At 50.6% G+C, this 25,648-nt stretch carries 25 protein-coding genes; 4 read left to right on the plus strand and 21 right to left on the minus strand.

Translation table 11 applies throughout. The features are described from left to right. Nucleotides 1-88 precede the first annotated feature (88 nt). From ihfB to EC840_RS11145, 6 genes are all read right to left on the minus strand, one after another. A complete protein-coding gene (ihfB, locus tag EC840_RS11120) occupies nt 89-373 on the minus strand; it encodes an integration host factor subunit beta (protein WP_013574835.1) in 285 nt (94 codons plus the stop codon). Between the two features lie 60 nt (nt 374-433). Next, nucleotides 434-2,107, minus strand: coding sequence for a 30S ribosomal protein S1 (gene rpsA, locus EC840_RS11125; protein WP_095925166.1), 1,674 nt, complete (start codon nt 2,105-2,107; stop codon nt 434-436). Between the two features lie 156 nt (nt 2,108-2,263). Then, entirely contained in the window at nt 2,264-2,962 is a 699-nt protein-coding gene (gene cmk, locus EC840_RS11130; protein ID WP_112287348.1) for a (d)CMP kinase, read from the minus strand. Nucleotides 2,963-3,160: 198 nt separating this feature from the next. Beyond that, the gene (gene aroA / locus EC840_RS11135; protein ID WP_112287347.1) at nt 3,161-4,444 is read right to left on the minus strand and encodes a 3-phosphoshikimate 1-carboxyvinyltransferase; all 1,284 of its coding nucleotides are present in this window, start codon (nt 4,442-4,444) and stop codon (nt 3,161-3,163) included. A 104-nt stretch (nt 4,445-4,548) separates the two neighbouring features. Next, nucleotides 4,549-5,634, minus strand: coding sequence for a 3-phosphoserine/phosphohydroxythreonine transaminase (gene serC / locus EC840_RS11140; protein ID WP_132965326.1), 1,086 nt, complete (start codon nt 5,632-5,634; stop codon nt 4,549-4,551). A 172-nt stretch (nt 5,635-5,806) separates the two neighbouring features. After that, entirely contained in the window at nt 5,807-6,496 is a 690-nt protein-coding gene (locus EC840_RS11145; RefSeq protein ID WP_132965327.1) for a YetF domain-containing protein, read from the minus strand. A gap of 160 nt (nt 6,497-6,656) precedes the next feature. Between EC840_RS11145 and ycaO the strand changes: the two genes are divergently transcribed. The 3 genes from ycaO (at nt 6,657) to pflB (ending at nt 12,137) form a co-directional block, all read left to right on the plus strand. Continuing rightward, the gene (gene ycaO, locus EC840_RS11150; RefSeq protein ID WP_132965329.1) at nt 6,657-8,420 is read left to right on the plus strand and encodes a 30S ribosomal protein S12 methylthiotransferase accessory factor YcaO; all 1,764 of its coding nucleotides are present in this window, start codon (nt 6,657-6,659) and stop codon (nt 8,418-8,420) included. A gap of 501 nt (nt 8,421-8,921) precedes the next feature. Further along, nucleotides 8,922-9,779, plus strand: a complete 858-nt coding sequence (gene focA, locus EC840_RS11155; RefSeq protein ID WP_112287343.1) for a formate transporter FocA — start codon at nt 8,922-8,924, stop codon at nt 9,777-9,779. Between the two features lie 75 nt (nt 9,780-9,854). Beyond that, the gene (gene pflB, locus EC840_RS11160; RefSeq protein ID WP_112287342.1) at nt 9,855-12,137 is read left to right on the plus strand and encodes a formate C-acetyltransferase; all 2,283 of its coding nucleotides are present in this window, start codon (nt 9,855-9,857) and stop codon (nt 12,135-12,137) included. 450 nt (nt 12,138-12,587) lie between these two features. Here pflB and EC840_RS11165 read toward each other — a convergent pair whose 3' ends face one another. After that, a complete protein-coding gene (locus EC840_RS11165; protein ID WP_129637986.1) occupies nt 12,588-12,848 on the minus strand; it encodes a hypothetical protein in 261 nt (86 codons plus the stop codon). A gap of 122 nt (nt 12,849-12,970) precedes the next feature. Between EC840_RS11165 and EC840_RS11170 the strand changes: the two genes are divergently transcribed. Continuing rightward, nucleotides 12,971-14,059: a hypothetical protein gene (locus EC840_RS11170; RefSeq protein WP_129637985.1), complete on the plus strand. Its 1,089-nt coding sequence runs from the start codon at nt 12,971-12,973 to the stop codon at nt 14,057-14,059. Between the two features lie 34 nt (nt 14,060-14,093). Here the strand turns inward: EC840_RS11170 and EC840_RS11175 are convergent, their stop codons facing one another. The 14 genes from EC840_RS11175 to EC840_RS11240 all read right to left on the minus strand — a co-directional run bounded on the left by EC840_RS11175 (nt 14,094) and on the right by EC840_RS11240 (nt 25,561). After that, nucleotides 14,094-14,312 (minus strand): DNA-binding transcriptional regulator, encoded by a 219-nt coding sequence (locus EC840_RS11175; protein ID WP_129637984.1) that lies wholly within the window; start codon nt 14,310-14,312, stop codon nt 14,094-14,096. 85 nt (nt 14,313-14,397) lie between these two features. Beyond that, nucleotides 14,398-15,561 (minus strand): phage late control D family protein, encoded by a 1,164-nt coding sequence (locus EC840_RS11180; RefSeq protein ID WP_129637983.1) that lies wholly within the window; start codon nt 15,559-15,561, stop codon nt 14,398-14,400. 2 nt (nt 15,562-15,563) lie between these two features. Then, a complete protein-coding gene (locus tag EC840_RS11185; protein ID WP_129637982.1) occupies nt 15,564-16,022 on the minus strand; it encodes a phage tail protein in 459 nt (152 codons plus the stop codon). Between the two features lie 12 nt (nt 16,023-16,034). Next, on the minus strand, nt 16,035-18,500 hold the full coding sequence (locus EC840_RS11190) for a phage tail tape measure protein (RefSeq protein ID WP_132965331.1): 2,466 nt from the start codon (nt 18,498-18,500) through the stop codon (nt 16,035-16,037). Next, nucleotides 18,493-18,612: a GpE family phage tail protein gene (locus EC840_RS11195; protein ID WP_198659659.1), complete on the minus strand. Its 120-nt coding sequence runs from the start codon at nt 18,610-18,612 to the stop codon at nt 18,493-18,495. The genes EC840_RS11190 and EC840_RS11195 overlap by 8 nt, the downstream gene beginning before the upstream one ends. A 32-nt stretch (nt 18,613-18,644) precedes the next feature. Further along, complete coding sequence (locus EC840_RS11200; protein WP_129637980.1) at nt 18,645-18,947, minus strand: phage tail assembly protein; 303 nt, start codon at nt 18,945-18,947, stop codon at nt 18,645-18,647. A gap of 57 nt (nt 18,948-19,004) precedes the next feature. Then, entirely contained in the window at nt 19,005-19,523 is a 519-nt protein-coding gene (locus EC840_RS11205; RefSeq protein ID WP_112287336.1) for a phage major tail tube protein, read from the minus strand. Between the two features lie 11 nt (nt 19,524-19,534). Beyond that, entirely contained in the window at nt 19,535-20,722 is a 1,188-nt protein-coding gene (locus EC840_RS11210; protein WP_112287335.1) for a phage tail sheath protein, read from the minus strand. A 134-nt stretch (nt 20,723-20,856) separates the two neighbouring features. Next, the gene (locus EC840_RS11215; protein ID WP_129637979.1) at nt 20,857-21,309 is read right to left on the minus strand and encodes a tail fiber assembly protein; all 453 of its coding nucleotides are present in this window, start codon (nt 21,307-21,309) and stop codon (nt 20,857-20,859) included. Between the two features lie 7 nt (nt 21,310-21,316). Further along, nucleotides 21,317-23,101: a phage tail protein gene (locus EC840_RS25505; RefSeq protein ID WP_240783281.1), complete on the minus strand. Its 1,785-nt coding sequence runs from the start codon at nt 23,099-23,101 to the stop codon at nt 21,317-21,319. A gap of 14 nt (nt 23,102-23,115) precedes the next feature. Continuing rightward, complete coding sequence (locus tag EC840_RS11225) at nt 23,116-23,646, minus strand: phage tail protein I (RefSeq protein ID WP_129637978.1); 531 nt, start codon at nt 23,644-23,646, stop codon at nt 23,116-23,118. Beyond that, on the minus strand, nt 23,639-24,547 hold the full coding sequence (locus EC840_RS11230; RefSeq protein WP_129637977.1) for a baseplate assembly protein: 909 nt from the start codon (nt 24,545-24,547) through the stop codon (nt 23,639-23,641). Before EC840_RS11230 ends, EC840_RS11225 begins: the two co-directional genes overlap by 8 nt. 4 nt (nt 24,548-24,551) lie before the next feature. Then, nucleotides 24,552-24,902 (minus strand): GPW/gp25 family protein, encoded by a 351-nt coding sequence (locus tag EC840_RS11235; RefSeq protein ID WP_129637976.1) that lies wholly within the window; start codon nt 24,900-24,902, stop codon nt 24,552-24,554. Nucleotides 24,903-24,919: 17 nt separating this feature from the next. Then, on the minus strand, nt 24,920-25,561 hold the full coding sequence (locus EC840_RS11240) for a phage baseplate assembly protein V (protein ID WP_129637975.1): 642 nt from the start codon (nt 25,559-25,561) through the stop codon (nt 24,920-24,922). Between the last annotated feature and the right edge of the window lie 87 nt (nt 25,562-25,648).

The following is a 25,648-nucleotide window of genomic DNA, read 5'->3' on the forward strand; positions in this document are numbered from 1 at the left end:
TTATCAGTAATTAAAGCAAAAAAAACGGCACCCCGAAGGGTACCGTTTACGTTCGCTATAGGCAGACATTTATGTTCAGGCCAAAGCCTTAACCATAAATATTCGCGCGATCACGCAACTCTTTGCCTGGTTTAAAGTGAGGAACGTACTTGCCGTCCAGCTCAACTTTATCACCCGTTTTAGGGTTGCGCCCAACACGCGGAGCACGGTAGTGAAGAGAAAAACTGCCAAACCCACGGATTTCGATGCGTTCACCATCAGCCAAGGTTGCAGCCATATGCTCAAGCATCTCTTTCACTGCATCCTCAACAGCTTTCGCCGGGATATGAGAGTGCTGGCCAGCAAGTCTTTCAATAAGTTCAGACTTGGTCATAGTACCTCCAAGCTTTGCAGCTAAACTACCGTTTCGGGGCAACAGAGTTGCCCCCCGTCATTACTCGCCTTTTGCCGCTTTGAACGCTTCAGCCATAGCGTTAGAGAAGTTGCTTTCGTCTGGTTTGTTGTTAACAACAGCGATTGCATCTTTCTCGTCTGCTTCGTCCTTAGCACGGACGGACAGGCTTACTACGCGGTTCTTACGATCAACACCGGTGAATTTAGCTTCAACTTCATCACCAACGCTCAGAACCAGAGTTGCGTCTTCAATACGGTCGCGAGAAGCTTCTGAAGCGCGCAGGTAACCTTCTACGCCACCAGCTAATTCAACTGTAGCACCTTTGGCGTCAACTGCTGTGACTTTACCAGTAACAATAGTACCTTTCTTGTTAACAGACAGGTAGTTATTGAATGGATCTTCAGCCAGTTGCTTCACGCCCAGGGAGATACGTTCACGTTCTGCGTCAACTTGCAGGACCACAGCTGCGATTTCGTCGCCTTTTTTGTATTCACGTACTGCTTCTTCGCCTGCAACGTTCCAGGAGATGTCAGACAGGTGAACCAGGCCGTCGATGCCGCCGTCCAGACCAATGAAGATACCGAAGTCAGTGATTGACTTGATTTTACCTTCAACACGGTCGTTCTTGTTGTGGGTCTCTGCGAATTGCTGCCATGGGTTGTTTTTGCATTGTTTCAGGCCCAGGGAGATACGACGACGCTCTTCGTCGATATCCAGAACCATAACTTCAACAACATCGCCCACGTTAACAACTTTAGATGGGTGGATGTTTTTGTTAGTCCAATCCATTTCAGAAACGTGAACCAGACCTTCAACGCCTTCTTCGATTTCTACGAAGCAGCCGTAATCAGTCAGGTTGGTAACGCGACCAGTCAGTTTAGTACCTTCTGGGTAACGTTTAGCGATAGCGACCCATGGATCTTCGCCCAGTTGTTTCAGACCCAGTGACACACGGGTACGTTCGCGGTCGAATTTAAGGACTTTAACAGTGATTTCATCGCCGACATTAACGATTTCGCTTGGGTGCTTAACGCGTTTCCAGGCCATGTCAGTGATGTGCAGCAGGCCGTCAACGCCGCCCAGATCAACGAATGCACCGTAGTCAGTGAGGTTCTTAACGATACCTTTAACTTCCATGCCTTCCTGCAGGTTTTCCAGCAGCTGATCGCGCTCTGCGCTGTTCTCAGACTCAATTACTGCACGACGGGAAACAACAACGTTGTTGCGTTTCTGGTCCAGTTTGATGACTTTGAACTCAAGATCTTTGCCTTCGAGATGCAGCGTGTCGCGAACAGGACGAACGTCTACCAGTGAACCTGGCAGGAACGCACGGATACCGTTCAGCTCAACAGTGAAACCGCCTTTAACTTTACCGTTGATAACACCGGTAACAGTTGCAGATTCTTCGTAAGCTTTTTCCAGCGTGATCCAAGCTTCATGACGTTTAGCTTTTTCACGGGACAGCAGAGTTTCACCGAAGCCGTCTTCAACAGCGTCCAGCGCAACATCAACTTCGTCGCCAACCTGGATTTCCAGTTCGCCCTGTGCGTTTTTGAATTGTTCTGCCGGGATTGCAGACTCAGATTTCAGACCGGCGTCAACCAGTACGATATCTTTGTCGATTGACACAACAACACCACGAACGATGGAACCAGGACGGGTTTCGATTGTTTTTAAGGATTCTTCAAAGAGTTGAGCAAAAGATTCAGTCATGTTGATAATCTTTAGGTTCTTAAGTTTAACGTCCATCTGGCTTCCTGCTGGATGGGGTTGTTTCAAATGCCCCGCTACAGATCCTTGCGGCGAGGTTAAAAAAAACTATAGCCAAAACTGGCACTGAATATTCTTCAGCACCAGATTACGGCTCGATTACCGGGTTTGTTTTTGCGGCAATCCTAGAATTTCTGTGGCATAAGCCAGCGCTTTTTCGATGACTTCGTCGATGGACATGCTGGTTGAATCCAGCAATAACGCATCGGAAGCAGCCACTAAAGGCGCAATAGATCTATTACGATCACGATCATCGCGTTCTTTGATCTCGGCTAAAAGCCGTTCAAAGTTAACACTAAAGCCTTTTTCCTGCAACTGCAGCATTCTTCTGTTTGCACGTTCTTCGGAACTGGCATCCAGAAATATCTTTACAGGGGCATCAGGGAAAACCACGGTGCCCATATCGCGACCATCGGCAATCAGACCAGGTGTATCGCGGAATGCGCGCTGCCGGCGCAATAATGCTTCACGAACGCGGGGAAATGCCGCCGCCTGAGACGCCGTATTCCCAACGGTTTCGGTGCGGATTTCGTTGGTAACATCCTCACCTTCTAAAATAACGTGTAACTGCCCATCCTGAGCCACAAAACGAACATCGAGATGTGCGGCAAGCGGAACGAGCGCCTCTTCTGAGACAATATCAACCTGATGATGCAAAGCCGCCAGCGCTAATACGCGGTAAATCGCGCCGGAATCGAGCAGATGCCAGTTAAAGGCTTCGGCCAGTGCCTTGCACAACGTACCTTTACCTGCACCACTTGGCCCATCAACGGTGATTACCGGGGCTAAAGCCGTCATTTTTGTCTCCTTTCGGTGGGGTATACCCGCTTCATTAGTCTCACAGGACTAATTCAGGAGCGGCATTATACGCTGCCTTTACGACAACTGTTACCCCACATTTTTCAGTTGCCTAAAAAGCGGACGGTTCTGAGCCTGAAAACAAAAAAACGGACATCGTGTGATGTCCGTTCGCTCAGTGGCATTCACAGTGAAAGACTATGCCAGAGTGCTGATTCCTGCCAGACGTTCAAAATAGTCCGGGAATGTTTTCGCCGTGCATTTCGGGTCCAGAATAGTCACCGGTGTATCCGATAACGCCACCAGCGAGAAACACATCGCCATGCGGTGATCATTATAGGTTCCGATCTCAGCAAACTTCAGAGATTTAGGCGGTTCAACGCGAATATAATCTTCGCCCTCTTCGACCGTCGCACCGACTTTACGCAATTCTGTCGCCATTGCCGCCAGACGATCGGTTTCTTTAACGCGCCAGTTATAGATATTACGCAGCGTCGTCGGGCCTTCGGCAAACAATGCGGCGGTAGCAATGGTCATCGCAGCATCTGGAATATGGTTCATGTCCATGTCGATGCCTTTCAGCTCGCCACGGGTACATTCAATGTAGTCATCAGCCCAGTGAATGGTTGCGCCCATTTTTTCCAGCACATCTGCAAAACGAATATCACCCTGCATACTGTTTTTACCGATACCGGTCACGCGAACCGTGCCGCCTTTGATCGCAGCTGCGGCCAGGAAATAGGACGCGGAAGACGCATCGCCTTCGACCAGATAAGAACCCGGGGACACATATTGCTGACGACCTTTAATGCTGAATTTCTGATACTGGTGGTTTTCCACTTCAATACCGAAGGTTTTCATCAGGTTCAGGGTGATGTCGATATAAGGTTTGGAAACCAGATCACCTTTAATCTGAATCGTCGTGTCGTTGTCTGCCAGCGGAGCTGTCATTAACAGCGCAGTCAGGAACTGGCTGGAAACGCTGCCATCAACACTGACGTCGCCACCACTAAAACCACCGCGCAGACGCAGCGGCGGATAATTTTCCTGCTCCAGATAATCAATCTGCGCGCCGCCCTGACGAAGTGCATCCACCAGATGACCGATCGGACGCTCTTTCATACGCGGCTCGCCGGTCAGCACGACATCTTGTTCGCCCAGACATAACGCCGCAGCCAGCGGACGCATTGCGGTGCCCGCATTGCCCAGAAAAAGTTCCAGACCTTTAGCGTTGGAAAAAGCGTGGCCCAGACCATCAATTTCGCATTCGGTACGATCCGCCGATAAACGATGCGTAACGCCCAATTGCGTCAGTGCGGTGAGCATATGGCGAACATCGTCGCTGTCGAGCAGGTTAGTCAGGCGGGTAGTGCCCTGTGCAAAAGCAGCCAGTAAAAGTGCGCGGTTGGAAACACTTTTTGAGCCAGGTAAATTGATGCTGCCGTTAACCAGCGCAACGGGTTGTAATGTCAGGGATTCCACTCTTTCTCCAATTCTTCTTTTCATAAAATGACCCCGGACATTGAGCCGGGGTCATTTTTAAGGCTACTTACTTAAGCATTCTGCGGGCCCGAAAGCCAGCACGCTTAGCCGTGGCGTTTTTCAAACTCTGCCATGAAGTCGGTCAGTGCTTTCACGCCTTCAATCGGCATCGCATTATAAATAGATGCACGCATACCACCAGCCACACGGTGGCCTTTCAATGCCTGCAGACCGGCTTCCTGCGCCTGCTCAAGGAACAGTTTGTCCAGAGAAGCATCAGCCATCTGGAAAGGAACGTTCATCCACGAACGGTTTTCCGCAGCGACCGGGTTACGGTAGAAACCGGTACGGTCGATAGCACCATACAACAGTTCGGCTTTCGCGCGGTTGCGTTTTTCCATTTCACGCAGACCACCTTGCTCTTTCAGCCACTTGAATACCATGCCTGATAAATACCACGCGAAGGTCGGCGGGGTATTGAACATAGAGTCGTTCTCAGCCAGCACGGTATAATCAAGAATGGAAGGCAATTCAGTGCGCGCTTTACCCAGCAAGTCTTCGCGAACGATAACCAGTGTCAGGCCGGCAGGACCGATGTTTTTCTGTGCGCCGGCATAAATCACACCAAAACGGCTGACATCAATCGGGCGGGAGAGAATGCAGGATGAGTAATCCGCAACGACGATTTTGTCACCAAAATCAGGCATTTCGTCGATAGCGATACCATCGATAGTTTCATTTGGGCAGTAATGAACGTAGGCAGAATCTGCATTCAGCTTCCATTCATTCATTGGCAGAATGCCACGTTTACCGTCAACGGTCGTCGTGACATCAATAACATTCGGTGTGCAATATTTTTTCGCTTCGTTGACTGCGCTGTGAGCCCAGTAACCACCATCAATATAATCGGCTGAGGATTTATCACCCAGCAGGTTCATTGGGACAGCAGCAAATTGCGCGCGTGCGCCACCGTGGCAAAAGAGCACTTTGTAGTTCGAGGGAATATTCAGCAGATCACGGATATCCTTTTCGGACTCTTCAGCAACCTGGATAAACTCCTTACTGCGGTGACTGATTTCCATCACCGAGGTACCCAGTCCGTGCCAGTTACAAAGTTCCTGTTCCGCACGACGCAACACTTCAGCCGGGATCATTGCCGGACCTGCACTAAAATTATAAACCTGAGTCATTTCCCCTCACCACTTCTCTGAGACAGCCACATAGTTGCCTTTAATTTACCGGTTTTATCATTGGAAACAAGCCATCTGTAACGGTTATTCCTCATGACCTGATAAAGCGCGTTGAGATCTGCGTCACAAGGTTATTTACTCCCTGGAAAGCTGATTTAACAGGATTATATGTTCACATTCGCACAGTGCTCAGTGCCCTCACCCAGGTGATATTCTGACACCGCGGGCAGCTGGCTTTTTCCCCTACTTTGAATGACTTAATCAGGCTGCACCGATGGCAGGCATAGAGCCCGCTGGTCATCATCAGGGTTTCGATATCGATATAATCTTCGGGTAAAACCGGCAACCCCGGCTCTACATCGCCATCCTGACGGAAGTAAACGCTCAGGCCGCCATTGGCTTCCAGAAAAGCCAGCCGGACCTGTCCGAGATGTTCGACACCTTTTTGGCGCAACTCCATATAAAACTCGCCTTTGGTAATATTTTCCCTCGCCATGGTTTCCCACTCGAACATACCGTCGCGAATAATGATCAGCGGTTTGCCTTCCATCCAGTTCTGAAAATGGCGGCTTTTATCCATCAGCCAGGTAGAAAGACGGTAAAGCAGCAGGATGGAGAAGAAGACCGCAAACACAGGCAGCAAAGGTACATCATCATAGAAAGTGACGTCACCGGCCGCAGAGCCCAGCGTCAGAATAATCACCACTTCGAATAAAGAAAGCTGGTTGACCCCGCGACGCCCGGTGAGTTTCAGAAATATAAACACCACTACAAAGATGAAAAAACAGCGGAATGTTACCTCTCCCAGATACTCCAGAGGGAACTTATCCAGTGTCATACGTTTGATATCAAAAGCCTGCATAGATGCCTCACGGGAAGTGAAAACAGCGGCTTATGGACCGCGGATTTACAGACAAGCTTAGCGCGTTACAACGCGATTACATTCTTAACACGAATACATGGAGCTAATACGTAAAACCCCGTATCATTGCGCGTTTTTAGCACGCTCAAAAGTGAACTCAATGACGCAAACTTTTATTCCTGGTAAAGACGCGGCGCTGGAAGACTCCATTTCCCGCTTCCAACAAAAACTCACCGATCTCGGCTTTAATATCGAAGAAGCTTCTTGGCTGAATCCGGTTCCCCACGTCTGGTCAGTGCACATTCGCGACCGCGACTGCCCGCTGTGCTTCACCAACGGTAAAGGCGCCAGCAAAAAAGCCGCTCTGGCTTCTGCTCTGGGTGAATATTTTGAACGTCTGTCGACCAACTATTTCTTCGCGGATTTCTATCTTGGCGAAGACATCGCCAATGGCGATTTCGTCCACTATCCGAATGAGAAGTGGTTCCCGCTGCCGGAAGATGACAGCCTGCCAACTGGCATTCTGGATGAACGCCTGCACGATTTTTATGACGCTGAGAAAGAACTGGTTGCCAGTGATCTGATCGACCTGCAATCCGGCAATCCTGATCGTGGTATCTGCGCCCTGCCGTTTACCCGTCAGTCAGATCTGCAAACCGTTTATATTCCGATGAACATCATCGGCAACCTGTACGTTTCCAACGGGATGTCCGCGGGTAACACCGCTAATGAAGCGCGCGTTCAGGGTCTGTCCGAAGTCTTCGAGCGTTACGTCAAAAACCGCATCATTGCAGAATCCATCAGCCTGCCAGAAATTCCTGCTGAGGTTCTGGCGCGCTATCCGGGTGTGGTTGAAGCCATCGCCAAACTGGAAGAAGAAGGTTTCCCTATTCTTTCTTATGACGCCTCTCTGGGCGGCAATTATCCGGTTATTTGTGTGGTTCTTTTCAACCCGGCGAACGGCACCTGTTTCGCTTCCTTTGGTGCGCACCCGGATTTCGGCGTGGCACTGGAACGTACCGTCACTGAGCTGTTGCAGGGCCGCAGCCTGAAAGATCTGGATGTCTTCACTGCACCGACCTTCGATGACGAAGAAGTGGCCGAGCACGCCAACCTTGAAACCCACTTCATCGATTCAAGCGGTCTGATTTCGTGGGATATGTTCAAGCAGGACGCAGACTATCCGTTTGCAGACTGGAGCTTCAGCGGCACCACTGAAGAAGAATTCGCCACACTGATGGCTATCTTCGATAAAGAAGATGCGGAAGTGTATATCGCTGATTACGAACATCTGGACGTGTATGCCTGCCGCATTATCGTTCCGGGCATGTCCGACATCTATCCTGCAGAAGATCTGCTGCTGGCAAACAACAGCATGGGTGCGCATCTGCGTGACCAACTGCTGGCGTTACCGGACAGTGACCTGCCAAAAGAAACCTATCTTAAGATGATCACCCAGCTCGATGATGAAGGTCTGGATGACTTCACCCGCGTGCGTGAACTGCTGGGCATTGCCAGCGGCAAAGACAACGGCTGGTACACGCTGCGTGTCGGTGAGCTGAAATCTATGCTGGCACTGGCCGGTGGTGATTTGGATCAGGCGCTGACCTGGGCTGAATGGGCGCATGAGTTCAACTCTTCTGTCTACAGCGATGAGCGCAACAACTACTATCGTTGTCTGCAAACTCTGCTGCAGCTGTCTCTGGAAGAAGATCGCGAACCCGCACAGTACTACAACGCCTTCGTGAAAATGTACGGTCAGAAAGCGGTTGAAGATGCTTCTGCAGCTATCAGCGGTGAAGTTCGTTTCCATAGCCTGTTTGCTGTTGATCCTGAACTTAAAGCATTACCAGCCCACCAGGCGCTGCTTGGCGCATACGAAAAACTGCAAGTCGCAAAACGTCGTCACTGGTCGAAAGCGTAATCGAACGGACATGATGAATTGATTAAAGCCAGCGGGATTTCCTGCTGGCTTTTTTGTTTATACATTCAATGCAGATCCTGCGCATGTGCTGCTCTCTTTGTCCGCAAAGGTTTGACTCAGCCATTAAAATGACGTGTAATTCCGCGCGAAATAATGTGCTTTTGGCGTTTTTACGACAAAAATATGACACTTATTTTTGTGCATTTTTTTATGGGTTAAATCAAAGTGAAATTTACAGACTAAAAATAGTGATATTAATTAACATTAAAGCCTCATTATTAACCCGAAAGTAAAAATAATTTTGAGCACCCTCAACTTTATTTGCAAAAATTAAAATGTTTTTATATCAGCTTTTTCAATGAGTTAATACCAAAACCACCCCTTCAGTAGTACGCCGAAAACCACCAAAAACCGCCTCGTATGATCCACGTCAATTTTTACGTTATACTGCTTTGCTAGTATCTCGTTGCGCAGTGCATAGCCCTGAATAAGAGAGTTAATGTGAAAGCTGACAACCCCTTCGATCTCATTTTACCCGCCGCTACAGCAAAAGTTGCTGAAGATGCCGGCGTTTATAAAGCCACCAAACAGCCGTTAAAAACATTCTTTTTAGCCATTACTGCTGGCGTCTTTATTTCTATTGCTTTTGCTTTTTATATCACCGCCACCACAGGCACCGGAACCGTACCTTATGGTCTTGCAAAACTCGTCGGGGGCATCTGCTTCTCACTGGGTCTGATGCTGGTCGTAGTGTGTGGCGCCGACCTGTTTACTTCCACTGTGCTTATCGTAATTGCCAAAGCCAGCGGGCGTATCACCTGGGGGCAATTGGCACGCAATTGGGTCAATGTCTATTTTGGTAACCTGATTGGCTGCCTGTTTTTTGTGGCTCTGATTTGGTTCTCCGGTGAATACATGGTCGATAATGGCTTGTGGGGCCTTAATGTCTTGCAAACCGCTGACCATAAAATGCATCACACATTTATCGAAGCCGTATGTCTTGGGATCCTCGCTAACCTGATGGTTTGTCTGGCGGTATGGATGAGTTACTCCGGCCGTAGCTTGATGGACAAAATGTTCGCCATGATTTTGCCAGTAGGTATGTTCGTCGCCAGCGGCTTTGAACACAGCATTGCCAACATGTTCATGATCCCTTTAGGCATCGTAGTGAAAAACTTTGCGACACCAGAATTCTGGCAGGCTGTCGGAGCAACACCGGCACAATTCGCAGAACTAAACATCTCTAACTTTATCATCGACAATCTCATCCCTGTGACCATAGGTAACATCATCGGGGGCGGTTTGCTGGTAGGGTTAACGTACTGGGTTATATATCTTCGCGATGAGAAGCACCACTGATACAACGTGGCAGTCTTGTTACGACAGTTTTACTCGTGATTTTTAAAGAAATCCAAATTAGAAGGTAGGTGCAAAATGTCCAAGCTCAATGAAAAATTGACCAACGCATGGCAAGGTTTTAGTGCTGGTGAATGGCAGAATGGCGTAAACGTCCGTGACTTCATTCAGAAGAACTACACACCGTATGAAGGTGATGAGTCCTTCCTGGCTGGCGCTACCGAAGCGACAACCACCCTGTGGGATAAAGTAATGGATGGTATCAAACTGGAGAACCGCACTAAGGCTCCTGTTGATTTCGATACTGACGTTGCCTCTACCATCACTTCTCACGATGCCGGTTACATCAATAAATCTCTGGAAACTATCGTTGGTCTGCAAACTGACGCGCCATTGAAACGTGCTCTGATCCCATTCGGCGGCATCAAAATGGTCGAAGGTTCATGTAAAGTTTATGGCCGTGAACTGGATCCAGCGCTGAAGAAAGTTTTCACTGATTATCGTAAAACGCACAACCAGGGCGTATTTGATGTTTACACCAAAGACATCCTGAACTGCCGTAAATCCGGTGTTCTGACTGGTCTTCCAGATGCGTATGGCCGTGGCCGTATCATCGGTGACTACCGTCGCGTTGCACTGTACGGTATCGACTTCCTGATGGCCGATAAATACGCACAATTCCAGTCTCTGCAAGACGACCTGGAAAATGGCGTAAACCTGGAAATGACCATCCAGCTGCGTGAAGAAATCTCTGAACAACACCGTGCACTGGGCCAGATTAAAGAAATGGCTGCTAAATACGGTTGCGACATTTCTGGTCCTGCGACTAACGCACAGGAAGCTGTACAGTGGACTTACTTCGGCTACCTGGCTGCAGTTAAATCTCAGAACGGCGCTGCAATGTCCTTCGGCCGCGTATCTACTTTCCTTGACGTGTTCATCGAACGTGATATTAAAGCTGGCAAACTGACTGAAGAACAAGCTCAGGAACTGATTGACCATCTGGTTATGAAACTGCGTATGGTTCGTTTCCTGCGTACACCTGAGTATGATGAACTGTTCTCCGGTGACCCAATCTGGGCAACTGAATCTCTGGCAGGTATGGGCGTTGACGGCCGTACTCTGGTTACCAAAAGCAGCTTCCGCTTCCTGAATACCCTGTACACCATGGGGCCTTCACCAGAGCCGAACATGACCATCCTGTGGTCTGAAAAACTGCCAATGAACTTCAAAAAGTACGCAGCGAAAGTGTCTATCGATACCTCATCAGTACAGTATGAGAACGATGACCTGATGCGTCCTGACTTCAACAACGATGATTATGCTATCGCTTGTTGTGTGAGCCCGATGGTTGTGGGTAAACAAATGCAGTTCTTCGGCGCTCGTGCAAACCTGGCAAAAACCATGTTGTACGCAATCAACGGCGGCGTTGATGAAAAAATGAAAATCCAGGTTGGTCCTAAAGAAGCACCAATGATGGATGAAGTCCTGACCTTTGATAAAGTCATGGACCGCATGGATCACTTCATGGACTGGTTGGCTAAACAGTACGTGACTGCGCTGAACATCATTCACTACATGCATGACAAATACAGCTACGAAGCATCGCTGATGGCTCTGCATGACCGTGACGTTTATCGCACCATGGCGTGTGGTATCGCAGGTCTGTCAGTTGCTGCTGACTCCCTGTCCGCTATCAAATACGCAAAAGTTAGCACCATCCGTGACGAAGACGGCCTGGCTGTAGACTTCAAAATTGAAGGCGAATATCCACAGTTCGGTAACAACGATTCTCGCGTAGATGACATCGCTTGTGACCTGGTAGAACGTTTCATGAAGAAAATTCAGAAACTGCGTACCTACCGTGGCGCTGTAGCAACTCAGTCTGTTCTGACCATCACCTCTAACGTGGTTTATGGTAAGAAAACGGGTAACACTCCAGACGGTCGTCGCGCTGGCGCTCCATTTGGTCCAGGTGCTAACCCAATGCACGGTCGTGACCAGAAAGGTGCGGTTGCCTCTCTGACTTCTGTTGCTAAACTGCCGTTTGCTTACGCGAAAGATGGTATTTCTTATACCTTCTCTATCGTTCCAAATGCGCTGGGTAAAGACGATGATGTGCGTAAAGCAAACCTCGCTGGCCTGATGGATGGTTACTTCCACCACGAAGCGTCCATTGAAGGTGGTCAACACCTGAACGTGAACGTGATGAACCGCGAAATGCTGTTAGATGCGATGGAACATCCTGAAAACTATCCTCAGCTGACCATCCGTGTTTCTGGTTACGCAGTGCGTTTCAACTCACTGACTAAAGAACAGCAACAAGACGTTATTACTCGTACTTTCACCAAGTCCCTGTAATAACTCAGCCTTGTAATCTGGTCTGATAAAAGGCTCCACAGTGTGGAGCCTTTGTTTCATCTCTCCCTGCCCTGCACTGTCTGCACGACAGTCTGTTTTGCTAGAGCGCTATACGTTGTGGATCTCTGGCAAAGCAGTAGCACCATTGCTGACAATCAACCTTATTGATTGTCTGGTATCATAAACCTGTGGTTTTCAGTTTATCTCTGCCAGGCCAGCACCCGCACATGTAGACTGCTATTCATTGGTCAATATGGAGAATAACCCGCAATGTCAGTTCAAGGTGACATAATTTAGGGTTTATTTTATTGAAATATAAGGATTTATTTCAAGCCACGTCCACATATTGACCATTTCGAGATTTAACGACAAAAAAGCCCCGCATTTAACTGTGCGGGGCTGTTGAGCATCAGAAAATGAGGACTAAATCGCCTCATTGAAAAACAGCATCTATTTAATAGACCCGGGGAGCTCAATATCACCTGAAATTAATCCTTGTGATATGTTCAAAAACCCAGTTAATTCACTGTCACCATAGTCAGTGAGATCGTCAAAAACGCCTCTCATCTGGTCAAAAGTGAGCCCTTGATCTTTAGCACGTAGAAGGACTGTCGTTCCAGCTACTAACCGAGCTGTACCTGCAGGATTCTTGGCAGCGGCTTTAGTTGCCTGTACAAAAGTAGAAATAAAAGCTTCCTTCTTCTTACTCATAATATTTTCCTATGGCCCTTGCCTAGTTACTTGAGAGTTGTAAATCTACATCGAAGTTGTTTTTTTGAAAATGAATGTTCATAATATTAACCTCATGCATTGACAAAGCTGGAAAATCAAGAATGGACTTCATAAAAAATGATGAGTGTGATGCAAATATCCTTCAAGATTTCGAAATCCTGACAAAATTTGAACTCTATAAAAGAGCTCTGAAAATAAATCATGAGAAAGAACTTCAACAAGTTTCAGAATTGATAGCTGAAATCGAAGCTACTTTTGTAAGAGAGGGATTTAATGCGCTCTTTGAAGACGAGAGTAAGTGTAATGCAGTAGCATTTTTTGTTATGCAATGTTTGCAGACTGGGGATAACCATGAGTATTTAGCAGCACGTAGCTTTGGCGAGCTATCTCTAAATATCAATCATCCATTTTACCTTGATGACATAATCTCCAGTAAAGCGGTGAGTATTTTCAATAAATACTTTCAAAACGCAAAAATAAAATTACCCAATCGTTATTTTTGGAACACACTTCTCCAAGAAAACGATATACCTACCGCACTAGAGTATTGGTTGTACATTTTAGACAATGATAATCGTATGAAAAATAACTTGCGAGGGAGTTATGGGAATGTAGGCGTTCAAGGTAATACCATCACTAATTTCAATCAGCCATTTAATGCACCGAGGGAAATAACTTTCACTAAAGAAAAAACTAGTAGTTATGTTATAAAACCAAAATATGAAAACATTGCATCTATTGGAGGGGAGATCAACATTGTAACGAAGGTAGCATTAATTATAGACATTAATAATGGCCTCAATGATTTTGATGATTTAATTAATGAGTTTAAAGAAAAAATCAACTTATACTCTTCAGAAAATAACATCACCAAAATGAACGCCGGGTTTGTTGATGATAATGAAATTAGGCTGCCAACTTTATCTTACGGGCAGAAAAATATTAAAAAAAATAATGAAAATACCTACATTACAAATAAAAATAGCATAACAAAATTCTTAACGGGATTATACTGCTATGACCTCCATGTTTTTGATAAAATGAGTATCGTAAGTGCCGCTGAAAATATTATTAATAATCATACCAAAGACAATTTAGAATATAAGGTTGAGACAATAGTCAAAAATTACCACATGGTCAGGGCGCATATTAAAAAATTATCAATTGATATTGACAAAGAAATAAAATAGTCCCGAGCCAAATTTGGGTGACCCGGAACTATTGTTACATCAGGAAGGTTTGCTGACCGTGTGAGGTTGGGTGAGGCATCACTGCGTTGATATGACCCGGCTTCATAATTGAACCGTCGAATGACTCCATTGTCTTGAAGGTATGGCCACAATTTATGTTCTGGCACTGGTTATAACGTTCTTTGGTGTTCTCACTCAGGTAACGGCTGGAACGGGTATGTGCAGCGTATTTGCAGATTGGACAATGGAACATGATCACCACCTCAATGAATCACTTTAAGATGAGTTTATTTTAATCAATAAAACCAATTAAAACAAATATTTAAGCAATAAACTCATCATTCTCCCTGCGTATCAAACTCTACATCTGAAAGCCTTACCTCAAGGTCTAGGGACGTCGTGTAGCCACCATTGCTGAGTGAGTGAACCACCTTAGTGATAATCCATAACTGGTCATCTATGACACGCTTAAACCCTTTAACCTGCACCGGCGTTTCAGGATATAAATCCGCGCGCCCCATAGCCAGATTAATGGAGAATTCGGCCACCCCACGTTGCAACTTATCCCACTTCGCCGCCGCTGCGCGCATGGCCTGCGCTTTGCTTGCGTAGATGGTAGTCAGTGCAAACACGTTATCCGCTTCACCGGCCATGTATTCACCTTCTTTGGCTTCGGGGGTTTTGACTGCCGCCACCTTGGCTTTAACCGGTTTCGCTTTGGGGTGTTGCAGTGCGCGCAGCTGTTTAAACTTGGGCTTTCGCTGGATTTTGATCTTTTGCTTTTTCGGCTCAGGGTCTTTGGTATGTAACCACTTGGCCGTTACGCCGGTGTAAGCGCCCCGGTCAGCAATGGCGAACTGATGCCGGTCACCGTCGGCGCGTTCAATCGTCATGGCCGGTATAGGTTTACCGCTGGCGGTGGTGCCGCTCCCAGCTTTCAGAAAAAGTAACTTACCGGCTTTCACTGAGACATCAGCCCCGTTGCGCGTGGCCAGACGGGTTAAAAACTTGGCGTCAGATTCCTGAGACTGATCGATGTGCGGAATAGTAATGGCGTTCAGCTGCGTGGCTATGCTGGCCGTAAGCTTATTACGCGCGGCGATTTGCTCCACCACCTGACCGAGCGTGGTGTCGTGGTAAGACATTTCACGCCGTGAGTTCAGGGTGCCGCGAAAATCAGCACTGCGCGCCCGGATGGTCAGCGTATCCGGCGCGCCACGGTGTTCAACTTCATCAACCGTAAATTGCCCCTTACCCAGCAGCGCCGCACCCTGCCAGCCTAAGAACAGGGTGAGAACTGCACCGCGCGCAGGCATCTCCACCTGACCGTCGCTGTCATCGAGCTCAATGTCGAGCTGGTCAGCGTCAAACCCCCTGTTATCCGTGAGCGTCAGAGATAACAGCCGGGCGCTGATATCTTTCGTGATGTCATTCCCCGCCTGCGTCAGCATAAACGCCGGAGCCAGTTTCGCCCCGGCATCGAGTGTCATACCCGTGATCATGACTATACCCCCTGCCCCGCCGAGCTGGCTTTATTCAGCAATCCGTCAGCCTGCGCCTGCAAGTCACCAAACATGGAAGTCAGGGTCTCATCCACGCGGGTGAGCGTTAGCGTAAATTCAATGCTTCGCGCGCTGCCATCGGCAAAGAATTCACTCCGGGTTTCACTGAGGCTTTCCACAACAAACATGCCATAAATAGTGCCGGAGCCCTCCAGCAGCGGCCACGCCTTGCCCTCATCCGCCATCTGGTTAAGTACCAGCAGTGACATGCGTCCGCCGGTGATTTCCGGCATTAGCACCCCTGACAGGGTAATTTTTTCCTCATTCACACCGAGAAATTGCAGTGCGGGACGCTGGCCAACTCGGCTGTTTGACGGCCAGCGGTAATCAACATTGCGTTGCAGGCTCTGATAAGGGACGGTCTGAAGCTGAAACACAAATAATCCGAGCGTTAACATCATACGAATATCTCCTTAGTCATAACCTAGCCGTGAGCGTAAATCTGCACGCCGCTGGCGTTCACGGGCTTCCAGCGCATCCATCACCTGACGGCTGGTATCCTGTGCGCCCATACCGGCACCGACGGAAATCTGATAATTGTTTTTGCTGTTATCGGTGTAAGAACGCCCGCCACCCGCCGACACAGGCACGTAGCCGTAACTGAATCCAAAATTACCGCCCGGCGGCTGGTACGGTTCTGAACTTGCGGCCTCTGAATTACCGCTCTCTGATTTAGCACGCTGCTCCGCCTTGTCTGCGGTTTTGTTGATATCCTCAGACTCACCTTTGATAAGCCCGAGCTTTTCCAGCAACCAGTCAACTCCGCGACGCAGTTTGTTGAATACCTGCAAAGGTGCTGTGAGCGCATTAGCCACGGCCTGACCAAAAAGCACCCCGGCATTTTTGCAACTCTCCAGCGTTTCCTGCGTGGATTTCACCGGCGCAATTAACTCCTTGAACCACTGCCATGTTTTTTTAAGCATCTGCCCCAAGCCGTCAAATACCGGCTTAAGCGGCGCAAAAAGCTCTTTGATAGGCTCAAAGGCAACGCCCAAACCCTCAACTACACCGGAGAAAAAGGCGCTGATAGGTTCCCAGTATTTACGGATAAGCAGAGCCGCAGCGACGAACAGCGCGCCGACGGCCAGCACAGGCCAAGTGATTGCACCCAGCGCAGTGACAATGGCCGTTCCCGCCGTGCTGAATATCACCCCGAGCGTACCGGCGACGGCGATAATCGCATTAATGCCCGCTATCACCGGCCACGCGATAAGACCAATTCCGCCCAGTACGCCGATGATGGCCAGCGCACCGGAGGCCACAGCAAAAAGTGTTTTCGTCAGCTCTGGATTGGCTTTTGTCCATGCCCCGATTTTCCCTAACCAGTCGGTAGCCGAGGTGGTCAGGCGGCGTAGGGTCTTATCCTGTTTCTCGAACACCTCAATCTGTAAATCTTCCCATGCCGAGGCGAGGTTTTTTAAATCCCCGTCGAGATTGTCGGTCTGGACTTTGGCGATACGTTCCGTGGTACCGGCAGAGTTTTTAATCGCCCCTTGCTTCTCAGCAAGGTTGCCGTTGCCCGCAGCGGCCACCAGCTTAACCGCGCCCTTCATGGCCTCTTCACCAAAAATAACTTTCAGGTATTCAGCCTGCTGCGCGGTGCCGAGTTTGTTCTTTTTAAAAGACCGGTCAATCGACTGGAGGATCCCCACCACCGGCAGCATGTTGCCTTTTGCGTCTCGGGTTTTAATACCCAGCTCATTAAGCGCCGCAGGAGCCTGACCAACGGGAGCTTGCAGACGGCTGAAAATAGCACTTGCTCCTGTTCCGGCCATCGACCCCTTAATGCCGTTATCTGCCATCACGCCGAGCATGGCCGTCGTATCTTCGATGCTGGCACCCGCCGCCTCTGCAATGGGTGCCACATATTTCATCGCTTCGCCAAGCTCAATCAGCCCGGTATTTGACGAGGTAAACCCCTTGGTCATTACGTCTGCTACGCGCTGAATTTCCGTGGTCGGCAGGTTAAACGCCGATTGCATATTGGTGATGATGTCGGCGGCTTCGGCGATATCCACATCCGCCGCAAGGCTCAGGTTAACCGTGGATCCCGTTGCGGCCAGCACTGAATCGGCGTCATAGCCCGAGCGGGCAAGCGTGGTCTGCGTGCGGGCAACGTCGCCCGGAGAAAACGCCGTTGTCGCGCCGATATCACGCGCCTGTTTACGAATTTGGCCGAGTTTCTCATCGCCTTTATCAAGACCCAGAATGGCCTGCGTGCCTGACATCTGTTTATCAAAACCAATGCCCGGCGCGATAAACCGGGCTTCCCCATACAGCCCGGCGGCAGCCACACCGACGCCAGCCATGCCCGCCCCGCGCGCACCGGCGGCTAACTGCTTGCCGGATTCATAGCGCTTTTTTACCGTGCCGAGTCTGGCCTGCTGCGCACTGACGCGGGCGAGCGCATCACGCTGACGGTTGAGCTGTGCCGTGGCCTCACTGACTGAGGTTTTCAGGCGGCGCTCATCGGCTGACAGCGTGCGCGTATTGATACCGGCCTGCGCCAGTTCCTGACGCTGACGCTGCACCGATTGCCGCAGTCCGTTGTATTTAATTTGCAGGTCAGACGCGGCACGCTTGGCATCTTCCAGCGCCTTGGCCTGCGCCCGCGTTGGATTGGTGGTGTTTTTAAACTGGACAGCCAGCGCGGCGGCTTCCTGTTTTGCATTTTTGAGAGACTGGCCGGTAACGGCAAGCTGACCGCTCGTTTTACGAAATCCCTCAATACGCCCGGCTTGGGCGTTCAGGGATTTGAGGGAGTTTTGAGTATTTCGGATATCCCCGGACAGCGACTTACTCGCTGTCTGAATGGATTTAAACGGGCGACTTGCTTGGTCAACGGCCTTGAGCAGAACCTGCAACTTAACGTTACTCATTGGCGTGTCCACTTCGTTCGATTGCCTTTGCGCGCCATTGTGCGAGCTCGGCGGGGCTCATCGGATAGAGCTCTGACGGTGGCCAGTGAAAGACCACCGCCACGTCAGCCATCAGGTCATCTACCCCAAAGCGGGGCGGGAACGTCAGTGTTCCGAATTCGGCGATAAAAAACCAATCACCTTGCCCGCCAGCGCCACAAGGTCTGGCAGTTCCAGCGCGTTGCACTCTTCTTTTGTCAGGCTCGGGTAAGTGATGCGCGGCAGTACCACCAGCAGCGCATCAACCTGCGCATTTGCCACGTCAGCCAGACCGACGCCGCGCAATGCTCCGGCAGTGGGACGGATAACCGTCACCGAATCAATCAGGGTTTCGCCGCGCTTGAGGGGATTATCCAGCGTCACGACGTTGGTGTTTTCGTCGGCGGTAGTCAGGTTTTTATTGCTCATCAGATTATCTCCACGTCAGTTTATGGACGCGGCCAGCACTCACTGGCCACGCGGTAATTACAGGCCGATATTGCGGCGGTGTTTTTCCAGCATGTCGGTGCCGTTGACGATTTCGACCATGTTCACGGTATCGATTTCAATCAGCGTATTACCGTCGATCACCAGCTTGTAATACGTACACTGCGTGGTGATTTTGCTTTCGGTGTCTTCGCCCTGCTTCATGTCGCCGGTGTCGATTTCTTTGTGACGCCCCCGCATGACGATTTCCACGGCGGAGGTATCGCCGGTGTCGTCGCGCTGGAATGATCCGGCAAAACGCAGCGGCACATCCGCCGCACCGGCGGCGGCATACTGTGCCCACAGGGTTTCGTCCGGGAGCCCGCCCATTGACCACTCAACGGTCAGCGCGTCGTCGTCCAGCCCAAAATCCACCGGCGCGGAGCCGTTCATACCACCGCCGCGATAGTTCTCAAGCTTGCGGGTCAGCTTGGGCAGCGTGACAGACTGCACCACGCCCATGTAGCTCAGACCGTCGTTAAACAGGTTGAGGTATTTCAGTTTGCGAGGAAGTGCCATTGTGATTTCCCTTAGCTGTTGACGGATGCGGCCAGATTAACAAGGTAGGTGTCCGTGATACGCTGACGCAGGGTCAGGCTCTCCAGTGGCGGCACCGGCGTGTAGTCATAATCTATATAAAGTTTCCCGGCTTTCAGGGTGTCTTTATCGTTGGCCGATTCATCAAACCAGCAGGTGCCGTCAATAATGTAGCCATTCGATTTGAGCTCACGGAATTTGGCGTTGATGCCGTCGATGATGTCGCGGATAAGCGAGGCGGTCATCGGTTTATCCACCGCCCACATATGCGCTTCGGCCATCGTATCAGCCAGCACCTGCGCGGTGCGGGTGTAGTTCTCAAACAGGAAAAGCGGGTCATCAGAACAGGTGCGGTTACCCCAAAAACGGAAGCCGTCTTTACGCACCAGCGTCGTGACACCGGCCTCATTGAGCAGGTCAGCATCGGTGCCGGATGCCTGCAAATCCCAAAACACCGAGGCGCTGATACCGGTCACGCCGTTAACGCCAACGTTAGACAGGGTTTTATGCCAGCCGGTGTCTTGGTCAATTTTGGCGCGCAGACCTAACGCGCGCGCCGTGGCGTACGCGGTAGAGCTGGCGTTTAGTTTAGTGTCCCATGAAATAAAATCAGGCCAGATAAGCATCAGTTCACGCTGGCTGAAATTGTCCCGGTACTTAATCGCATCAGAGATCGTTTTGCATTCCCACGCGCTGATATAGCCGAAAGCGCGCAGCGACTGACAAACCGTGGCCAGCGCCGTAGCAACTGCCTGCGGATCCAGCCCCGGCACGCCGAGAATGCGCGGTTTAACACCGGTGGCCGCTTCGGCGGTGAGCAATGCTTTCATGCCCGTATACTGACCATTTTCATCAGCCCCGCCGATGATGTTAGAAAGGGTTTCGGCGGCGGCGGCTTCCTCGTCTTCGTTTTCTGATTCCGCCACGCGCACCACAACGGTGACCGGCTTGCACTGGTCGCCAATGGCCGTCAGCGCCGGTAACAGCGTGCCGGTTTTTCCCGCCTTGCCCTGCGCGGCGATCACATCGGTGATTAACACCGGTGTGTTAAGAGGAAAAACTTTTTCGTCAGCATCGTTGGCCGTGCAGACCATGCCAATAATGGCCGTGGATACGGTGGTAATGACGCGCGTTCCGTCGTTGATTTCGACGACCTGCACGCCGTGGTGAAAATCACTCATCGGCTTAACTCCGTTAAAATAGGCAAGGTAATTTTGTTGTTTAACGGGAGTCAGGGCGAGGGATTAGCGTTGGGAGGGAGTCAGTACAACATGCGAAAAAAAGCCCCTTTCGGGGCAATGAGACCAAGCATAAATTAGCCCGGGTATTGTGGCCATTCGATATCAGGTGCAGCGGATAAATCCAGACGGTTAAGAGCTATGCGGTATGCCTTCCAGACTTTCAACTCCGCTATACCAGCCTCTGTACTCAGATCCAAATCTATTTCATCCTGCAATATATTGATGCGGATGGTCGCTTCAGAAATCTTGGACGCGGCGATAGTTTTCGCTGCTTCTGCCGTAAGTTCGACGACCCTTGGCGCTCCCTGAATAACTTCACCATCAATATATTGGGAATCCTGCCCGATAGACTCAAATACATCAGCAGATAACATCAGAAGCCCCTGCTGTGTATAGGTTTCCGCCTCCTCTGCGGTAAATGCAATCATCATGCTATTGACGTAATTGTTATTATCCACACCAATGAAATATCGTGTTTCGTAAACAGGTTGCTCAATATCACTGTCCGGCTCAATATTTGTATTCATAATTTACTCACCAAATTGCTAATAAATTGACGTTCAAAGCGGAATTGCTGGCGTTATAAATATTCGCACCGCTGCCAGAGGCACCGTTGAACCACGCCTTCAGCTCCCCGTTGAACGTCGAAATAAATAAAGCCGGAGTACCGGAAAAACCGGCGGGGAATGTCCACGTTGTTGTCGTATTGGCCGGTAAAGATAAGTTTTGTCTACACCATTGCGGACCATTGGGCAGTTTAACCCATGCCCCATTCCCATTGCTGCCAGACTGGAATTGGTCAAGACGCACCGCGTGCCCCCATGACGTGGCCTGCGCGACATCAAATGTCTGCACCGTAGAGCCTGCAAGCAATGCCCTTTTCGCCGCTGCGGCATTAAGCTGCGCGAGATTGACGGCATGCCCGTTAGCCGTAGCGGCAGCGCCAATCAATGGACCGCTACAGAAGAAAGTCCCATCATTTCGATGATTAAAATAACCTTCATTTCCGCCACCAAACACATGAAAATCTAGGGAGTGGTAATTCCCCGTGCTTTCATAATGGTACACATCAACTTTAGCGTCAGAGCTTGACCGGCCATTAATACGCGTCCAGTTAGTCTGGTAGTCATTGCCGGATGCATAGTTACCGTTTTTGGTCATCCAGTCAGAGCCAGTCACCGCCAGATAGGGGGTGCTCACCCCGTCACCGCCAACCGTGCCACCCTGCGCAGGAAAAGCGCCCACACCGGCGGCGGTAATACTGATGTCTTTCGTGCCGTCAAAATCAATACCCGCAATTTTCCGCGCCGTCGCCAGCTTGGTTGCTGCGGCAGCCGTTCCGGCGGCAGGCAAAGCCCCGACACCGGCGGCGGTAATACTGATGTCTTTCGTACCATCAAAATCAACACCGGCAATTTTTCGCACCGTCGCCAGCTTGGTCGCTGCGGCAGCAGTTCCGGCGGCAGGTAAAGCCCCAACACCGGCTGCGGTAATGCTGATGTCTTTCGTACCATCAAAATCAACACCGGCAATTTTTCGCGCCGTCGCCAGCTTGGTCGCTGCGGCAGCAGTTCCGGCGGCAGGTAAAGCCCCGACATCGGCAGCGGTAATGCTGATGTCTTTCGTACCATCGAAATCAACACCTGCCACTTTGCGAGCAGTGGCCAGCTTACTGGCCGCTTGCGCCGTTCCATCAGATGGTAAACGCCCGTTTGCATTGTCATTGGCTGCCTTTACCGCTTTTGGTGTTGCGGCCAATGACTCGCTATCACTGGTAACAGAGTTGCTAAGCTGTACAAATCCTTTATCTGTCAGGGTGCCGTCCGGGTGGTGACGTGATTTTTCATGTGCCGATAGCTTTTCGTCCACATAATCTTGAGTGGCCATCACCGTGGAGCCGTCAATGCTCAGTGCGACGGAGTCAATTTCACTGACGATGAGTACCATCCGCAGCGTCTGTAACCGGCCTGACCCTTCATCCAGTTTCGGCTTATAGCTTTCAGCCATATTACTGACGGCAATCAGCGTCCCATTGGCGTCATACAAACCCATTTCACGCATCCAGAAGCCGCCAATGTCAGGTTGGATCACCAATTCGGCCACCAGATAATTACTGTTTTTAGCGTCAATACTCAGCCTGTTGAGGTTGGCGCGATAAACCTCATTAACCAGCTTGATTTGCTTTGGGTCAGGCGTCGGGAGTTTTCCGCCCCCATCACCAACAGCCATACGTGTGATGTTGACCTGCGTTCCACCAGCCGTGGCGGCCGCGATTTTGGCTGCTCCGGCGGTAGTAAGTAATGCTTTATAAGTCGCCATGAGTTTTCCTCTGCTTAGGCCGGATAAACGGTGATGACGTCGCCGTCGTAAGAAAGCGCGCCGACAAAAATATGTCCGGGGATATCCTGAATGATGGTTAGAGTCTCAAGGTGGCGACTGGCGGGTTTCGCATCTGCAATGAGCCGCTCCATCTCCTGATACATTTCTTCGGTGATGCCGCTTTCCAGTACACCGATATCGAGGCGAAACGTGCCGGGCGGGCTGTTGGTTTCCCACCATTCAGAAATATTGATGACGTACCCCAGCGGCTCAACCACCCGGCGGATTGCGCTGATGGTGCCTTTATGGGTATGGATGAAATAAGCCGACTGGATCACGCCGCGTTTTGTTACCTCCGGCCAGCTTTCGTCCCAGCGGTCTACCGAAAACGCCCATGCCAGATAAGGTAAAAACTTCGCCGGGCAGGTCTGTGGGTTCCATAAGTCACGCAGCGGCACAGGAACAGCGGTCAGCTCGGCGCAGGCCGCTGCTGCGGCAACCTCCAACGGAGAAGAACCCACAGGTAAAAGGCGCACATTACTCATCGGTGCCCCCAATAGTGATTGAGGACTCAGTGCAATATGATGCTTGCGTGTCATCCAGTACGATATCGGCCAGCGGCTGCGTGAGTTCAACCCGCTGAACGCCTTCAACATGCAGCGCGGCATAGATGGCCGAGAGACGAATATCACGCCCCAGCCGGTGCTGTGCCAGCGTGTAAGCATTGAGCTTATCCACTGCGGCCAGCCTGACGGGCTCTAATTCCGGCCCCGGATAAACATAGAGCTTGGCGGTAATCTGATAAGCGACAATCTGCGCAGACTGTACCGTCACGCGGTCAGCTACCGGGCGCACGTCTTCCGCATTCAGCGCCGTATTTACAATCCCGATAAGTTCGGCGCTGGCCGTACCGTCACCCTCTCGTGAGAGTACTGAGATAGTCACACTGGCCGGTTCCGGGCTAATCACCGACACATCCGCCACCCGGCCATCAGCACTGCGGCCATGAAACTGATAAGCACCCGTTGAACCGGCCACGCTCAGCCCCTCAAAAGCCTGCTGGATACGCACGCGGAAATCACTGTCACTTTCCAGCACCTCGGCAACCGGAGGTAGCACCGTATCATCAGCCTCCGTGATAACCAGCCGCGCAACGTTATAGTTTGCGCCGAGCTGGTCGAGGTCAGCGCCGGTGGCGTAGGCCAGCATATTGGCGCGCGCCGCTTCGTTTACACGCTGACGCAAAATTACTTCACGGTAAGCGTTCTCCTGCAAGAGCTTGACGATAGGCTCAGATTCCAGCGCTAAGGTGCGGGCAACGGCCTCCCGCTCGCTCTCGTCATAAAGTGACAGCAACGTGGCTTTACGTTCTTCAAACAGGGTTTCATAGTCCAGCTCTTCGACAACGTCCGGCGCGGGGAGCAGGCTTAAATCAATCGTGGCCATAGCGTTAACTCAGTGAGATGGAAGAAGAAAAACCGCCGGGGGAATCATTACGGTTGCCGGTAATGTTGACCACCATTTCCCCGGTGTAAGTGGTTTCAAAAGTGATGCCAGTCAGGCTGACGCGCGGCTCCCATTTGAGGATCGCCGAATAACACGCGGCCATGATTTGCAGACGTAACGCCGTGTTCTGTGGCTGGTCAGTCAGTTCGGAAAGCAACGAGCCATAATTTCGGCGCATGACCCGAGAACCTACAGGTGTTCGCAAGATGTCGCTGACCGACTGGTTGATATGCGCTATGTCTTCAACAGCGCGCCCGGTATTGCGGGACATGCCGATATACCTCGCATTACTCATTATCAAAACCTCACCTATCAATTCGGTTTACCGGTATTTCCGCCACCGGTCTGAACGCCGCCGTGTGTATGGGTATCTACCTGCACACCGTTGGAGGTAAACGCGCCGCCGCTGTGTGCAATATTGCCTTTCATCGCACCGCCTTGTTTCACCTCTAATGAGCCGGTAGTTAGTTTGTTGGTACACACCACCTCGGGCGTATCGAGCGTAATTTTTCCGCTGGCCGTTACCGTCACATTAGGGGCGGTAGCTTGAATAGATTTTGAGGCGGTGATTTCTGCGGTCTGAATACCCTTCACAGTCAGCGCACCGCTGGCCGGTTCATATTGAAATTGAGCGCCGTCAGAAAAGCTGACGTGATACGCCTCTGCGGAGACGGACGGTGCGGGAAAGTCATCGCTGTAAACCCCCGGCAAAACAAACCCGGTATCGAGCTCACCACCCAGTGATAAAAGCAGAACCTGCTCACCGACGGAAGGAGCCCACCACGTGCGCGAACTACCGGCGCGGGGCGTCAGCCAGTGCAGCCAATCAGTCAGGATTCCGCCCGTCTGGACGCGGCAAAGAGCCAGCTCGGTATCAACTTCTGCAACCACGCCAATACGGATAATGTCGCGCATCGCGCGGGCAAGTTCGGAAAGCGTTTCGTGTGTATTCATAATGGAAAGGATGCCGCCGGAGAGATCCGGCGACAACATGCGGGCGTAGGACTATCGGTGATACAACAACGGGGGTCGTCTATTGCA

Origin of the sequence: Rahnella sp. JUb53 (assembly GCF_004346065.1) — a bacterium.
GTDB lineage: Bacteria > Pseudomonadota > Gammaproteobacteria > Enterobacterales > Enterobacteriaceae > Rahnella > Rahnella variigena.